This is a genomic window from Tsukamurella pulmonis (assembly GCF_900103175.1).
GTDB classification, from domain to species: Bacteria; Actinomycetota; Actinomycetes; order Mycobacteriales; family Mycobacteriaceae; genus Tsukamurella; species Tsukamurella pulmonis.
In genome coordinates, this window is sequence record NZ_FNLF01000002.1 from 2,176,707 (window position 1) to 2,191,157 (window position 14,451).

16 protein-coding genes and 5 tRNA genes are annotated in these 14,451 nt (G+C 69.2%); 11 read left to right on the forward strand and 10 right to left on the reverse strand.

The features are described 5' to 3' along the window. Nucleotides 1–14: 14 nt before the first annotated feature. Both BLQ62_RS23825 and BLQ62_RS10665 read left to right on the forward strand, forming a co-directional pair. Nucleotides 15–188, forward strand: a complete 174-nt coding sequence (locus BLQ62_RS23825; RefSeq protein WP_165824727.1) for a hypothetical protein — start codon at nt 15–17, stop codon at nt 186–188. Nucleotides 189–195: 7 nt separating this feature from the next. Then, on the forward strand, nt 196–714 hold the full coding sequence (locus BLQ62_RS10665) for a CGNR zinc finger domain-containing protein (RefSeq protein WP_068535085.1): 519 nt from the start codon (nt 196–198) through the stop codon (nt 712–714). Here BLQ62_RS10665 and BLQ62_RS10670 read toward each other — a convergent pair. After that, the gene (locus tag BLQ62_RS10670; RefSeq protein WP_068565513.1) at nt 711–2,294 is read right to left on the reverse strand and encodes an acyl-CoA carboxylase subunit beta; all 1,584 of its coding nucleotides are present in this window, start codon (nt 2,292–2,294) and stop codon (nt 711–713) included. The genes BLQ62_RS10665 and BLQ62_RS10670 overlap by 4 nt on opposite strands. 134 nt (nt 2,295–2,428) lie before the next feature. On the opposite strand from BLQ62_RS10670, the gene BLQ62_RS23320 reads away from it, so the two are divergent. After that, entirely contained in the window at nt 2,429–2,911 is a 483-nt protein-coding gene (locus BLQ62_RS23320) for a hypothetical protein (protein ID WP_139184185.1), read from the forward strand. 90 nt (nt 2,912–3,001) lie between these two features. On the opposite strand, the gene yidC is transcribed toward BLQ62_RS23320, so the two are convergent. The 6 genes from yidC to BLQ62_RS10705 all read right to left on the reverse strand — a co-directional run bounded on the left by yidC (nt 3,002) and on the right by BLQ62_RS10705 (nt 6,620). Then, a complete protein-coding gene (gene yidC, locus BLQ62_RS10680) occupies nt 3,002–3,862 on the reverse strand; it encodes a membrane protein insertase YidC (RefSeq protein WP_068565512.1) in 861 nt (286 codons plus the stop codon). 90 nt (nt 3,863–3,952) lie between these two features. Continuing rightward, nucleotides 3,953–4,270 (reverse strand): DUF6412 domain-containing protein, encoded by a 318-nt coding sequence (locus BLQ62_RS10685; protein WP_068535071.1) that lies wholly within the window; start codon nt 4,268–4,270, stop codon nt 3,953–3,955. A 61-nt stretch (nt 4,271–4,331) separates the two neighbouring features. Continuing rightward, a tRNA-Gly gene (locus BLQ62_RS10690) sits at nt 4,332–4,403 on the reverse strand. Nucleotides 4,404–4,467: 64 nt separating this feature from the next. Then, nucleotides 4,468–5,439 carry an NAD(P)H-quinone oxidoreductase gene (locus BLQ62_RS10695; RefSeq protein ID WP_068566265.1) on the reverse strand — a complete coding sequence of 324 codons (972 nt, stop codon included), beginning with the start codon at nt 5,437–5,439 and terminating at the stop codon, nt 4,468–4,470. 50 nt (nt 5,440–5,489) lie between these two features. Continuing rightward, nucleotides 5,490–6,386, reverse strand: a complete 897-nt coding sequence (locus BLQ62_RS10700; RefSeq protein ID WP_115391364.1) for an acetoacetate decarboxylase family protein — start codon at nt 6,384–6,386, stop codon at nt 5,490–5,492. Nucleotides 6,387–6,548: 162 nt separating this feature from the next. Continuing rightward, a tRNA-Val gene (locus BLQ62_RS10705) sits at nt 6,549–6,620 on the reverse strand. Nucleotides 6,621–6,879: 259 nt separating this feature from the next. Here BLQ62_RS10705 and BLQ62_RS10710 point away from each other — a divergent pair. From BLQ62_RS10710 to BLQ62_RS10720, 3 genes are all read left to right on the forward strand, one after another. Then, nucleotides 6,880–6,951: transfer RNA gene (locus BLQ62_RS10710), tRNA-Gly, on the forward strand. Nucleotides 6,952–6,968: 17 nt separating this feature from the next. Beyond that, a tRNA-Cys gene (locus BLQ62_RS10715) sits at nt 6,969–7,042 on the forward strand. Nucleotides 7,043–7,091: 49 nt separating this feature from the next. Then, nucleotides 7,092–7,163, forward strand: a tRNA-Val gene (locus BLQ62_RS10720). Between the two features lie 107 nt (nt 7,164–7,270). On the opposite strand, the gene BLQ62_RS10725 is transcribed toward BLQ62_RS10720, so the two are convergent. Continuing rightward, nucleotides 7,271–7,828 carry a cysteine hydrolase family protein gene (locus BLQ62_RS10725; protein WP_082756448.1) on the reverse strand — a complete coding sequence of 186 codons (558 nt, stop codon included), beginning with the start codon at nt 7,826–7,828 and terminating at the stop codon, nt 7,271–7,273. Between the two features lie 87 nt (nt 7,829–7,915). Here BLQ62_RS10725 and BLQ62_RS10730 point away from each other — a divergent pair, with 87 nt between their 5' ends. Further along, nucleotides 7,916–8,353: a VOC family protein gene (locus tag BLQ62_RS10730; RefSeq protein ID WP_068535064.1), complete on the forward strand. Its 438-nt coding sequence runs from the start codon at nt 7,916–7,918 to the stop codon at nt 8,351–8,353. 4 nt (nt 8,354–8,357) lie between these two features. Here the strand turns inward: BLQ62_RS10730 and BLQ62_RS10735 are convergent, their stop codons facing one another. Then, nucleotides 8,358–8,699, reverse strand: coding sequence for a DUF1801 domain-containing protein (locus tag BLQ62_RS10735; protein ID WP_068566259.1), 342 nt, complete (start codon nt 8,697–8,699; stop codon nt 8,358–8,360). 70 nt (nt 8,700–8,769) lie between these two features. Next, nucleotides 8,770–10,176: a hypothetical protein gene (locus tag BLQ62_RS10740; protein ID WP_068565510.1), complete on the reverse strand. Its 1,407-nt coding sequence runs from the start codon at nt 10,174–10,176 to the stop codon at nt 8,770–8,772. Nucleotides 10,177–10,602: 426 nt separating this feature from the next. On the opposite strand from BLQ62_RS10740, the gene BLQ62_RS10745 reads away from it, so the two are divergent. From BLQ62_RS10745 to thrS, 4 genes are all read left to right on the forward strand, one after another. Then, nucleotides 10,603–11,310, forward strand: coding sequence for a hypothetical protein (locus BLQ62_RS10745; protein WP_139184186.1), 708 nt, complete (start codon nt 10,603–10,605; stop codon nt 11,308–11,310). Nucleotides 11,311–11,328: 18 nt separating this feature from the next. After that, nucleotides 11,329–11,751 (forward strand): TIGR02611 family protein, encoded by a 423-nt coding sequence (locus BLQ62_RS10750; RefSeq protein ID WP_068535048.1) that lies wholly within the window; start codon nt 11,329–11,331, stop codon nt 11,749–11,751. An 8-nt stretch (nt 11,752–11,759) separates the two neighbouring features. Continuing rightward, entirely contained in the window at nt 11,760–12,311 is a 552-nt protein-coding gene (locus BLQ62_RS10755; RefSeq protein WP_068565505.1) for a (2Fe-2S)-binding protein, read from the forward strand. Nucleotides 12,312–12,398: 87 nt separating this feature from the next. Beyond that, entirely contained in the window at nt 12,399–14,450 is a 2,052-nt protein-coding gene (gene thrS, locus BLQ62_RS10760) for a threonine--tRNA ligase (RefSeq protein ID WP_068565503.1), read from the forward strand. Nucleotide 14,451: the final 1 nt, after the last annotated feature.

Consider the following 14,451-nt stretch of genomic DNA (forward strand, 5'->3'; position numbering starts at 1 on the left):
GCACGCTCGAGACCATGAACGAGATCGAGACGCAGCCGCACGCCTGGGTCACCGAATCGCACCACCCGACGAGCGAAGGTGTGGTCGTGTACCAACGGTGCTCGTGCGGGGCCCGCAAGATCAAGTTGGTCGGCCGCACCGTCGAAGTACCCGTGTCGCAGCTCGGGATCGTCGCGCAGGCGGGATGATCGACGCGTGCAGTTCGACCACGACAACATGACCGGGGTGCGGCTCTCCGTCGACCTGGTGAATCTCCGGGTCGACGGGGAGTGGGCCGAGGATCGCGTCGCCGAGGTTCTGCGCGAGCACGAGATCCGGCGCATCGAACTGGATTCCGCGACGACCGCCGGGCTCGGCGACTGGGCGAACCTCCTTCGTGCGCCTTTTCTCACCTCGACCGTCGACGAGCGCTGCGCTGCGGTGAACAGTCTCCTCGACGCGGGGACCGCCGGCATCTACCTCACCGCGCACGACGACTGGCGGCCGCACCTGCACTTCACGCCGGAGACGGAATCTTTGCTCGGCCGGGTCAAGGCGGTCACCGCCGGCGGGCTCGCGGTCTTCACCACCGAGGCCGAGGGCGCGCGCCTCGGAGCCTGTGCCCGCGCCGGCTGCGGCCGGGTCTTCGCGGACACCAGTCGCGGTGGGCGGCAGTCCTACTGCTCGCCCCGCTGCTCCAACACCGACGCGGTACGCCGGCACCGTCGCACCTAGATCGGGGAGATCGAGCGGCGCTTCTGCGGCACCCGCGGCGGGCGCCGCCGAACCCGGCCCAGCGCCTCCGCGAGCATCGGCCGCGTCGCCGACGGGAGCACCACGTCGTCGATGCCGAAACCGTCGGCCGCGAGCAGCGGATCGACGTTCGCCTGGAACAGCGTGATGAGATCGCCGCGCGCCTTCGCCGGATCGGGCGCCGCCTCGTACTGCGAGCGGAACGCGAGGTCGACCGCGCTCTCGATGGGGATCGCACAGATCTCCGCGGTGGGCCACGCCAAGGAGAGATCGGCCTCGATGCTGCGGCCGCCGCCCATCGCGATGTACGCCGCGCCGTAGGCCTTACGGGTGACGATGACGAAGCGCGGGACCGTCGCCGCCGCCAACTCGTAACCCAGACGGGCGCTGCGCCGCACGAGGTTCGTCTCCTCGGCGCCCGCGCCGACCAGAAAACCGGGCAGGTCGATGAGGATCAGCAGCGGCAGCCCGAAGGTGTCGCATACGGCGATGAAGTGCGCCGCCTTCTCGCACGCGTTCGCATCGAGAGCGCCGGCGTGGAAGCGCGGCTGGTTGGCGACCACGCCCACCGGGCGGCCGTCGATCCGCGCGAAGGCGGTCACGATGTTCCGCGCGTGAACGCGCTTGAGCTCGAAGACCGTGTCGACGTCCGCGATCGCCTCGATGACGTCCACCACGTCGTAGGCCTGCCGCATCGACGACGGCACCATTGTGTCGATCCCGTCCGCGGTGTCCCCGGGCTCGTACGGGCCGGCCGAGATCAACGGCTCGTCGGCGGCGGAGGCCGGGAGGTAGCTGAGGAAGGCGCGGATCGCGTCCACCGCTTCCTGTTCGGTATCGGTCACCACGTCGACCACGCCGCGCTCGGCCTGCAGGTCGGCGCCGCCGATCTCGTCGTTGGTGAGGTTCTCGCCCGTCGCGGCCTGAACCAGCGGCGCCGACGAGATCCCGATGGTGCCCATGCCGCGCACGATGGTGACGAAGTCGCAGCACGCCGAGATGTTCGCGGGCGCGCCGAAGCCCGGGCCCATCATCGCGGCGACGAGCGGCACGTGGCCGGACAGGTCGGCCAGCCGTAGCAGCAGCTTCGATCCCGGTGCGGCGAGCCGCGAGTCGAGCGCCTCCTGCATGCGGTGGCCGCCACCGTCCATGAGCATGACGAGAGGGATGCCGTCGAGCAGGGCGCGCTCGGCGCACCGGTCGAGCTTCGCCATGCCGGTGGCGCCGTTGCTACCGCCGAGCACGGTGAAGTCGAAGGCCGCGATCGCCGCGGGACGCCCGTCGATGTAACCGATGCCGGTCACCACGCCGTCGCCGGGCGCGACCAGGGGAGCGGCGCCCTGCTGCGCCGGGCCTGGCCCAGCGAGGGCGCCGAACTCGTGGAACCCGCCGTTCGCGAGCAGCGCTACCCGTTCGCGGGCGGTCATCTTCCCGCGGGCGTGCTGCTTCGCGACCTTCTCGGCGCGTGCCTCGTCGGTGACCGCCCGGTAGGCGGCACGAACGCGGTCGTTCAGCGCCCCCTCGGGGCTCTGATTCGACGGTGCCTGCGTGTTCTCGCTCACGCTCGGAAGCTAGCAGCCAGGCGCGCGCAGTGGACAATCGCCCCCTAAGTGTCTACTCAGTGCCCGTTGCTCACGTACTGTCAGCAGAGCGAAAACCTGGATCCGGTTGCGTAACTCGGGCGTACCATCGCGTGATGGATGATGACGTCGTAGCTGGTCACACCAAGGCCGGCTCCTCCGACGCGGGAGCGAACGCGTGCGGCGATGGCCCCGCGGATTCGCCTTCCTCCGCAAACACAGAAGGGGCTCGCGAACGTCGGGACCGTGTTCCGATCCTGATCGGTATAGGCGCTGTCGCGACCCTTGCGGTAGCAGCGACGATTGGTGTCATCGTCAGCGACGATTCTCCGCCGCCGCGTGCGAACAAGGAGACGGCGATATCGCTGTGCAAGGAGTCGATAAGCGGTCAGTTGAAGGACCCTGAGAGTGCCAGGTTCGGCGACGTCACCTCGGGAAGCGAACGACGGGACGGAGGGACTCGCGTCTGGGACGTCGCAGGCACAGTCAACGCCAAGAACAGCTTCGGCGGTTACGTGGGGACCAAACCGTTCACGTGCACCGCGACCCTGGATGAAGCCAGCGGCACGATGTCGGCGACGGGTGCCTTGCTGGAGTGACCGGTCGCGTGCGGTGAGCTCGCCGGCGTTCGGACGTCATGTTCCGCAGGATGGCGTCAAGCTCCGCGAGACAGCGGCCTGGCCTGCGACTTACCTCAGCGCAGCGACCCTCCCCTGCTCTTCGCGCCCGAGCATCGCGTGGACCGCGTGCTGCTGCCCGTACGTCCAGATGTTGTTCGCGACCCAGTAGAGCAGGATCGCGATCGGCAGGATCGGGCCGGCGATGATGCTGCCCACGGGCATCACCCACAGCATCAGATTGCGCATCATGCCGGCCTGCATCGCGTTCGGAGTGTCGGTCACCTGGTGGCGCAGGGAGAACCGAGCGTTGAGATGCGTCGCCAGGCAGGCGATCAGCATCAGTGGGATCGCGACGGCTGCGATGGTCGCGAGACTCGGCACGCCGCCGAACTGACCGAACGACGCGAGCACCGTGTCGGAGCTGGACATAGAGACGGAGATCGGGGCACCGAAGAGGCGGGCGCTGAGGAACGACTGCACGTCGTGCGCGGAGAAGACGTAGTTCGCCGTCGATGCGTTCTGTTCCGGTGTGAGGCCGAGCTGGCCGACGCCGGTTCCGGTGCGGTTGAACGAGCGGAGCACGTGGTAGAGCCCGAAGAACACCGGGATCTGCACCAGGGCGGGCAGGCAGCCGAGCAGCGGCCGGACGCCGTGCTCGCGCTGCAGCTTCTGCATCTCCGCCGCGAGCTTCTGCGTGTCCTTGCCGTGCTCGGTGCGCAGCGCGTCGAGCTGTGGCCGCATCTTCTGCATCCGGCGTCCGGTCCGTGCGGAGACCAGGCCGGGCCAGAACAGGAATGCGCGGACGGTGAAGACCAGGAACACCACGGACAGGGCCCAGGCGAAGCCGTTGTCGGCGCCCAGGACCGCGCCGAAGACGCGGTGCCAGGCCCAGAGGACGGCGGAGATCGGGTAGTAGACGACATCGAGCATGAAGGAGCACCTCACAGGCAGAGCGCGCGCGAGGGACCGCGACGCGCAGGGGATGGGTTCTGCGTGTGCGGCGTGTGCCGGGAGAGGGGGCTACGCCGCGGAGGCGGCGAAGCCGGGTGCTCGAGGTCGACGGGGCCGCCCGGCCCCGTTGGGCATGGAACTGCGGCGATAAGCGCCGCGGAGTCGTTGATCGGGTTCGCGTCCGGTGGCCGGTCCCGACGGTGCCTGCGCGTCCCGATCCGACCAGGCGTGGCAGAGCGCGGCCACGGCGACGGCGAGGGCGATCCCGACGAGGGCGGCGGCACCGTCGGACATGGCGACGCCGGCGACGAACAGGGCGACCACGGCGACCCACGGCGCGGAGAGATCGTCCCAGCGGGGGAGGCTCCGGACGAGGTCGGCGATCATGACTCCACGGTACGGCAGAAATGGCTGAAGCCCCGGCCGCGTACGCGACCGGGGCTTCTTGAGCGGATGACGGGATTCGAACCCGCGACCCTCACCTTGGCAAGGTGATGCGCTACCACTGCGCTACATCCGCGTGCCCATCGGGCGAGCAACAAGTTACACGAACGTTGCGCCCGAAGGCGAATCGCCAGGTGGCGTCAGACTTCCCGCGGTAGGAGGAGGACCTTGCCGACGGAATCCTTCGACTCGAGTAGGGCCTGTCCCTGCTCGGCTTCGGCGAGGGGCAGGCGCGCCGAGATCACCGGGGCGATGAGCCCGCGCTCGACGAACGGCCACTCGTTCGCGGCCACGGCGGCGACGATCTCCGCCTTCGAACCGGGCCCGGTCAGAGGGCGGTTGCGGACGTTGAGCCCGATCACCCTCGCTCGCTTACCGATGAGCGCGCCCACGTTCACCTCTCCGGTGAGGCCGCCCTGCATGCCGATGATGACGAGCCGCCCGCCGACGCCCAACGCGTCGACGTTCCGCGGCAGGTAGCTGCCGCCCATGATGTCGAGGATCACATCCACCTGGCCCGCGAGCTCGGCCGCGAAATCCTGTTCGCGGTAGTTGATGACGATGTCGGCGCCGAGCTCGCGGCACCGCTGCGCCTTGCCCTCCGAGCCGACAGTGACGGCGACCCGCGCGCCGAGCGCCTTCGCGACCTGGATCGCGTGCGTGCCGATCCCGCTGCCGCCGCCGTGCACGAGCAGCAGCTCGCCCGCCGTGAGGCCGGCATCCATGACGATCGTCGACCAGACGGTGCTCGCGACCTCCGGCAGCGCCGCCGCGTCGATCAGGGAAATGCCGGCAGGGATCGGCAGCAACTGGGTCGCGGGGACGACGGCGTACTCCGCGTAGCCCCCTCCGGCGATCAGTGCGCACACCTCGTCGCCCACGGCGGGCCCGTCGACCTCGGGGCCCAGCGCGACGACGGTGCCGGACACCTCCATCCCCATCACGTCGGTGATGCCGGGCGGGGGCGGGTAGAGGCCCTGCCGTTGCAGCAGGTCGGCACGATTGATCCCCGCCGCCTCGATCCGGACGAGGACCTCGCCGGAGGCGGGTGCGGGAGTGGGCACCTCGTCGACGACGAGATTCCCCTCCGTGTCGACGACGATCGCGCGCATGGAGGTCTGTGCGGAGGTCATGTCGGATACCTTTCGGTCGGGTGCGACGGTCAGCGGACGGAGAACGGGACGGGCATGTGCAGGGCCGCCTGGGCTCCAGTGTTCACGTCGAGCGCGATCGTGCGAATCGGCTTCAGTGATCGCAGGTCGTCGGACATGCGCCCTTCGCCCAGAGTGAGATCGGCGCCACGGGGGAGGACGGTGGAGCCGGACGCGAGGACGTTGGTCTGGTTGAGGGTGGAGAACCACGCGCCGTCCCGCCGGGTGTACGAGGTGAGGGTGGAGACCTTCTCGCCACTCGCGCGCCGCTTCTGGCGCGGGGTCCGGGCGGAGAAGGCGACGTCGACGCCACCGTCGGCGTTGGCGACCCGCGCCGTGGTGCGCTCGGCCGTGATGTCGACGTCGAGGTCGGTGACCCACTTGGGGAAGCCGTAGCCGTCGTGACCGCGGACCTGCGCGATCTCGGTGTTCACCGGCAGCGAGAAGACGTAAGAGTGCAGGTGGTCGTCGGCGAGAGCGGTGACCAGATCCGCCACTCCCGGACCGCCGTGGCGCGCGGGCCGGACCGCGACGCCCACGGCGGCCTCGGTGTAGAAGTCGATGTCGCAGACGTCGTACCGGAAGAACATGACGGAGGCGAGCCCCAGGCCGGGGGCGACCTCCAGCGGGGTGAGTTCCTGCGGCAAGCGGCGGCGGATCGCCGCGGTGGGGGCCAGCATCGTCAGGCGCGCGGAGGACATGGCGTAGTAGAAGTTCGGCGTCCGCGTGGCACCGATGGGGGAGTCGACCCGGGTCTTGGGGAGCGTGCGGAAGAAGTCGACGCCCGGCACGTGCGGGTCGGCCGCCACCTCCTCCAGCGGGGTGTCCATCCGAAAACGGTCGTAGAGACCGTCCCGCGGGACGGGGACGGTGCGCCCGCCGAGATCGACGTCGACGGTGGTGTTCATGAGGCTCCTCGATTCGATGTGTGCGGTGCTTACATTGACCGTATGCGGATATGTAAGCACTGTCAACACGGTGAATGGGCCTGGGGGATCGACGAGGGCCGGCCCGTGCGAGCGTGCGGGCCTGGAAACGAAAAAACCGCCTGTCACCAGGCGGTTTCTCGGTGGTCCTAGCTGGGATCGAACCAGCGACCTTCCCCGTGTGAAGGGGACGCTCTCCCACTGAGCCATAGGACCGAGCTCGTGCGCGCCTCCGTGGTATCAGGGAGGCGAACGAGAGAGAACACTAACACGACCGGTGAGTGAAACGGTAATCGGGTGTCCGACCAGCGGTTAGAGTTCGACTGTGTGAGCCGAAGAGGCTTCGGGCGTGCGCATCACCACGCCGACTGCGCGCGAAACACGGGTTTACCTGCTGATTTGGCAGAGCGCTCGTTGTTCACGTAGTGTTCTCTCTCGCACCGGAAAGGCGTTCTGAGCGCCGGTCCGGACGAGTGCGGATGTAGCGCAGTGGTAGCGCATCACCTTGCCAAGGTGAGGGTCGCGGGTTCGAATCCCGTCATCCGCTCGAAGTGGGCTTACCGTGGCGGTGTGGCCGAGTGGTGAGGCAACGGCCTGCAAAGCCGTGCACACGGGTTCGATTCCCGTCGCCGCCTCCAACACGCTCAGCCACTCCGCAACGGAGCGGCTGAGCGCCACTTCATGTAAGCGCGATTAGCTCAGTGGGAGAGCGCTTCCCTGACACGGAAGAGGTCACTGGTTCAATCCCAGTATCGCGCACAAGACGAAACCCCCTGGATATCCAGGGGGTTTCGTCGTATCCGGGGACCGGAGCGGCGCTCGACCGTCGTGCGACGGTGCGTCGTCCTCGGTGGTCCAATGGGGTCCTAGACCGGCTCAGCGCCAACGGTGAAGCCGAGATCCCCGGAGCGGACGACCGAGATCGGCGCTGAGTCCGACGGCCGGCGCCAGGCGGTGTTGTGGTGCTCGATCACGTCCGCAGCCCGCATGAGTTCGAGGCCGCGCTCGCACGTCGTCGTGTGGCAATCCGCCAGCAGTACGACCTGGTACCCGCGCGCGTTCGCACCGCGAACGGTCGAGTCGACGCACGCCTCCGTGGCGAACCCGGCGACGACGACCGTCGTGATCCGGGCGCGGGTGAGAACGTCCGGGAGGTCGGTCTCGGCGAATGCATCGGGGAAGTCCTTGGTGATCGTCACGTCCGAGTGCTCAGGGTGGAGCGCCGCGACGACGGCCGGTATCCGATCGCCGAACCTTTGCCGGGTGAACACGATGAGCGCGCCGGCGGCACGGGCACGGTGCAGCACCGCAGCGAGACGGGCGAGGACGCCGTCGGCGTCGTACGCGATCGTCGGAAAGGTTCCTTGGACATCGATCACGAGGAGGGCGCTCTGCGCCGCGCTCACGTGATGCCCAGCCGTCATGGACAGGAGACTGCCACCATTACGGACGGGGCGTGGTCGGCTTCGGTTGTCCCCCGCGCACGCCGAGCCCTCGCTAGCCTCGATCACATGGCCATCACACTCGAGAACGTCGCGATCGCGGTCCGTGACCTGGACGCGACGATCGCGTTCTTCACCGACCTGGGGCTCACCGTCATCGGCCGCCAGACGGTCAGCGGCGAATGGACGGACACCGCCGTCGGCCTCGACGGCAATCACGCGAAGATCGCGATGCTCCAGACGCCCGACGGCCGCGGCCACGTGGAGCTGTTCGAGTACCTCCACCCGGACGCGATCGAGACCGAGCCGACGCTGCCCAACGAGATCGGCATGCACCGGATCGCCTTCTCCGTCGATGATCTCGACGAGTCACTGGCGATCGCCGCGAAGCACGGGTGCTTCCCCCTGCGCGGAATCGGGACGTACGAGGGCGTCTACAAGCTGACGTACGTGCGCGGCCCGAGCGGCATCATCGTCATGCTCGCCCAGGCCATCGCCCGGGACTGAGCTCTCAGGCCCGATTGACGGCGGCCGCGCGGGTGATGAGGTCGCGGAAGGCCGGCTCGTCGAGCGCGTCGGCCTCGCGGATGTCGATGGCGCGCCGGGTTCCTGCGTCGAGGCTGGCGTTGAACAGCCCGGCGGGGTCGTCGAACGAGGCGCCCTTGGCGAAGGTGACCTTCACCTTGTCCTTGTAGGTCTCGACCGTGCACAGAAGACCGCCGAGCGAGAACGTGGGCACCCCATCGGGGTTGGAGGGCTTGCGCCACTTCACCTCTTCGACGGTGTCCGGCTCCGCCTCGAGGATGAGGCTGCGGATCTGCTCGACGGTGCGCTCCCGCCAATCGCTGGTCATGCTCGAACGGTACGCCGACTGCGGCCGGGGCACTGGGCCCCGGCCGCCGCCGGTCGTCTCCGCGAGGGGGTCAGCTCACGTCCACCGAGGGGGTGTCGGTGACCTCGACGCCGCTCGAATCGGCCGTCACGGAGCCGGTGTCGGCCTCCACGCTGGTGCTGCCGGTGGCGGGCGAGCTCACCTCGACGCCGCCGGACGGGCCGGTCACGGATGCCGAGCCGGTGCTCGGGCTGACGGTGGCCTCGCCGGCCTCCACGTGGCCGCTGGCGCCGCCGACCGGGGTGGTGACCTCGGCCTCGGCCTTGGGGCCGGTGACCGTCACGTCGCCGTTGCCGGCGACGCTGCCCGAACCCGTCGAGACGGAGGCACTGCCGCTCGCGACGGGGGTGGTGACGGAACCACTGGCCGTGGGGCCGGTCACCGAGACGCCGTCGGCACCGGCGGTGGCGCTACCGGTGGTGGCGGAGACGGTTCCGCCGCCGATCGGCGTGGACACGTTCGCCGTTCCCGAAGGTCCGGTCACGGTGGCGCCGGTCGGGGTGATGCTCCCGCCGCCGCCGTTGACGTTGAGTCCGGCCGTCACGGTGTTGAGCACGTTGACGTTCGCAGTGAGGTCGGGGGCATCGACGGTGAGGCCGCCGGTGCCGACGGTGATGGTGCCCGGCGTGACGCCCACGGAGCCGCCGCCGAGCGGGGTGGTGATCGCGCCCGACAGGCTCGGGGTGACGAGGACGAGCTGGCCGTTCTGGAAGCCGATGCTGCCGAGGTTGAGCGCGAGCGTCCCGCCGCCCAGCGGGGTGGTCAGGCCCAGGTTGATGGCCGGCAGCCCGACGATGAACGTGTTGGGGCCGTAGGTGACCTTGACCGGGACGATGGTGGCGGTGGCACCGCCGAGACCGAGCGGTGCCGTGGCGTTGAGGCCCAGCGACGGGGTCCAGGTGGTCAGGCCGTTCGCGGTGATCGCGCTCAGCGAGGTCGACAGGCCCAGCGCGCTGCCCAGCGGGCCGTTGATCGTGGTGTTGTTGCCGCCGATGCTGCCGAGCCCGCCCCCGGGAGCGAGGCCGACCACTCCGTAGGTGGTGCTCGAGAGGCCACCCAGGCCGAGAGGTGCACCCACCGCGAAGGTGTCCGACGCCCAGGCGCCGATCCAGCCGGGCGCCAGGGGCGTGGTGCCGAGAACGGCGCCGCCCGTGGTGTTCGACGCGGGGAACAGGCCACCGAGGACGGGGATCTGGTTCCACGTGGCGACGCCCTGGTTGATCTGCGGGGCGACGATCGGGATCGTCGCCAGCGGAATGCCGCCGGGGAGGAACGGCGCGGCGGCGAGGATCGCGTCGACCTGCGGGTTGCCGGTGGTAGCGGCGTTCGCGGTGGCCGGGGTGGCCACCGCCATTGCCGCAGCCGCGGCGACGGCGGTCGCGGCGACGGCGGTGCGGCGCACCGACTTCCGGGTGTGCTTGGGCGAGGGAGCGGACATGGAGGACCTCCGGTTCATGAAGGTTCGGCGAGCTCGGTCGAGGGCGCCGATAGAAGTGATGGTGACCCGGGAGGGCCTACGGCGTCTGCGCTCGGTGCGAGTGCCTGAAGCGGCGCCTGTGCATCTCCTGGGAGTTCTGAAGTTATCAGTAATTTCACGCTTTCCCAATACGTTTCTCAGGTATTCGCTCAAACCGATTCAAGCTACCGCGCAGTAGCGAAATCATAAGTGGTCTAACAAAACCCGTTCCACCTGTTTGCGATGCGATAGCCCTGCGCAATCGGTGTATTCGTAACAGTTTTCTGGCGTTGGAATGGCGGGTTTCTTCGCGGCAGAAATGACGTTCGGCGGTGAATGAATAGGCGCTTTGCATAAGTGGATGTGCAGCCTGCGCTCCGATGACGCCAAGCGATTATCATGAACGTCATGTTCACTACCATGCAACGTCAGGACGTAGCGAACCGGCTGCTCGCCGCAGCCCGGGGCGCCGACGGGATCACGGCGGGTGCGGTCATCGGAGCGGCGGCTGCGGGCGCCCTGGATCCCTTGTCCGGCATCGACCTTCGGTTCGCCACCGACGGTGAGATCGCCGACGTGCGGGAGCGCTGGACGGCCCTGATGTACGCCGAGTTCGGCGCAGTCCATCACACGGTCGAGGCGGAGGGCACCGTCTACCTGCTTCAGGATCTCCTCACGGCCCGGATCGCGATCGTCTCGCCCGCGCGGTTCGGCCCCCGTCCGGGCGAACCCTTCCATCCTGTGTTCGGCGCCGACGTGCAGCAGGGCGGGATCGGTGCCCCCGCGGCCGATCTGGTCGGTCCGGCCTGGTTGGCCGCGCTGCGGACCCGCGCCGCACTGCACCGTGGTGACGGGCCCGCCGCCGCGGACGCGCTCGGTGGGCTGCGGGACGCGCTCATCGCTCTCGCGGGGGCACGTACAGGCGCTCCGCCCGGATTCCTCGTGCCCGAGGACCGCACGCGCCTGCGTGCCACGGAGACCGGATCGCGGGACGTCAAGAACGTCGGGCGCGCGTTCGCCGCCGCGGTCCAGATCCTCGACGCCGAACTGCAGTCGGCCGCTCCTGCGGTGGCGGACGCCGTCACCCTGCCGCTGCTGGAGGAGGTAGCCGGCTAGCGCCGGTACCGTGGAACCATGCACGACCAGCACAAGGAGCTGCCCCAGACGGGCCCACGCGCGTGGCGCGCACGCATCAAGTCGTCGGCGCACGGCGCCCTCGCCTGGCGGATCGCCGTCGGTGTGATCGGCGGCCTCGTGCTGGTCGCCGGCATCATCGCCATCCCGTATCCGGGCCCGGGGTGGCTGATCGTCTTCGCCGGGCTGGGCATCCTGGCCACCGAATTCGAGTGGGCGCACCGGCTCCTGCGCTTCGCCCGCGCCCGCTACGACCGCTTCGCCGAATGGCTCTCGCGGCAGAACATCCTCGTCAAGGGCGCCTTCGGCCTGGCCACTTGTCTCATCGTGCTCGCCACCGTGTGGCTGCTCGGCGCCGCAGCCATGATCGCCGGGTGGTTCGGCATCGACTGGGCCTGGCTCGCCAGTCCGATCTTCGGCTGACCCTTCAGGTGCGATCCGACGGAACCGAACCCGACGCCGTAGTCGGCGCCGTCGAGGCGCTCCGGTGCGGCACCGGCGCGCCGGATCGGCGCGTCGCGGGCGTCCTTTACTGGTACGCCCTCTCGAACGCTCTCGCCGGCGTCGCCGCCGCCGGCCGGGACGCGTCGACGTTGACGATCCACTCGGGCCACGGCGGCTGGCCGGAGCTGGGGGAGCGGGCACCGTCGGACGACCCGTACGGCGCGTTCGCCCGCCGCTGTCACGCCCTGATCCCGGTACTCGCCGCCGCCTCGGGCGCCTCCGAGCGATCCCTCTGGGCGGTCACGACCGACTCGATCGCCTCGGTCGCCCTGGGCGCAACCGACCCGGACGCCGCCGCGGCCGAGGCGCTGCGGGCGTGCGGCCCCGAGGCCCCTGCCGCCCGGTTCGAGCAGGTGCCGGGACGCGGCACCGTCGTCCGACGGGGTTCGTGCTGCCTGTTGTACCTGTGCCCCGGGATGACCAAATGCCTGAGCTGCCCGCGGCAGACGCCGCGGGAGCGGCGGGCGCGGCTCGCCTGAGCTCGCCTCGAACGGCGCCGCGCCGGTCGCGACCGATAGGATCGGACACACTGACAACCGCGTGCGGCCAGGTATGCCGCCCGCTACATGACTAGGAGCACTGTGAGCACCACCTTCGTCGTCCCCGCCGGCATCGCCGCCGGGGCCGCCATGCGCGAGCTGGATCTGCCCAACAAGGGGCCCGAGGCCGTCGTCGTCGTCAAGACCACGGACGGCACCCTCAAGGACCTGAGCTGGATCCCCGAGACCGACACCGAGGTCGAGGCCGTCGCGGCGAACACGGAGGACGGGCGCAGCGTGATCCGCCATTCCGCCGCCCACGTGCTGGCGCAGGCCGTGCAGGACGGGTTCCCCGGCACCAAACTGGGCATCGGCCCGCCGATCAAGGACGGCTTCTACTACGACTTCGACGTCGCCGAGCCGTTCACCCCCGAGGACCTCAAGAGCCTCGAGAAGAAGATGAAGCAGATCATCAAGGCCGGGCAGAGGTTCAGCCGCCGCGTCTACGCCAGCAAGGACGAGGCCCGCGCCGAGCTCGCCGGCGAGCCCTACAAGCTCGAGCTCATCGACGACAAGGGTGCGGCCGACGACAGCGAGGTCATGGAGGTCGGCGGCGCCGAGCTGACCGCCTACGACAACCTCAATCCCCGCACGGGCGAGCGGATCTGGGGCGATCTGTGCCGCGGCCCGCACGTGCCCACCACCAAGTACATCCCCGCGGTGAAGCTGACCCGCAGCTCTGCGGCGTACTGGCGCGGCGATCAGAACAATGCCGACCTGCAGCGCGTCTACGGCACCGCGTGGGAGTCGCCCGAGGCGATGGACGAGTACCTCGAGCTGCTCGCCGAGGCGGAGAAGCGCGACCACCGCAAGCTCGGCGCCGAGTTGGACCTGTTCAGCTTCCCGGACGAGCTGGGCTCGGGCCTGCCGGTCTTCCATCCCAAGGGCGGCATCATCAAGCGCGAGATGGAGGACTACGTCCGCGCCAAGCACATCGAGAACGGCTTCGAGTACGTGGGCACGCCCCACATCTCGAAGGAGAACCTCTTCCACACCTCGGGCCATCTGCCGTACTACGCGGACACGATGTTCCCGCCGCTGCACGTGGACGAGGAGCGCAACGCCGCGGGCGAGATCACCAAGCAGGGGCAGGACTACTACCTCAAGGCGATGAACTGCCCGATGCACAACCTGATCTACCGCTCGCGCGGTCGGTCGTACCGGGAGCTGCCGCTGCGGCTCTTCGAGTTCGGTTCCGTGTACCGCTACGAGAAGTCGGGCGTGATCCAGGGTCTGACCCGCGTGCGCGGCTTCGCCCAGGACGACTCGCACAGCTACGTGACCCCGGAGCAGGCGAAGGGGGAGATCAAGCACCTCCTGGGCTTCGTCCTCGGGCTGCTGCGCGACTTCGGTCTCGACGACTTCTACCTCGAACTGTCCACGCGCGGTGACTCCGAGAAGTTCATCGGCTCGGACGAACAGTGGGCCGTGGCGACCGGCATCCTCGAGGAGGTCTGCATCGAGTCCGGCCTGCAGTTGGTGCCGGACCCGGGCGGGGCCGCCTTCTACGGCCCCAAGGTCTCCGTGCAGGCGAAGGACGCCATCGGCCGTACCTGGCAGATGTCGACGATCCAGTACGACTTCAACCAGCCGGCCGGCTTCAATCTCGAGTACACCGCCGCGGACGGCACCAAACAGCAGCCGGTGATGATCCACTCGGCCAAGTTCGGGTCGATCGAGCGGTTCTTCGGCGTGCTCACCGAGCACTACGCCGGCGCCTTCCCCGCGTGGCTCGCCCCGGAACAGGTCGTCGGCATCCCCGTGGCGGAGCAGTTCGGCGATCACCTCGAGACGGTGATCCGCAAGCTTCGGGCCGAGGGGATCCGCGCCCACGTCGACCACAGCGACGACCGGATGCAGAAGAAGATCCGCAACCACACCACCCAGAAGGTTCCGTTCATGCTGCTAGCCGGTGAGCGCGACCGTGAGGCGGGAGCGGTGAGCTTCCGGTTCCGGGACGGGACCCAGGTCAACGAGGTGCCCGTGGACGAGGCCGTCGCGAAGATCGTCGAATGGGTGCGGGCGCGCCGCAACGAGTCGCCGACCGCCGAGCTGCTCGGCACCGTCGTCACGCCCTGAC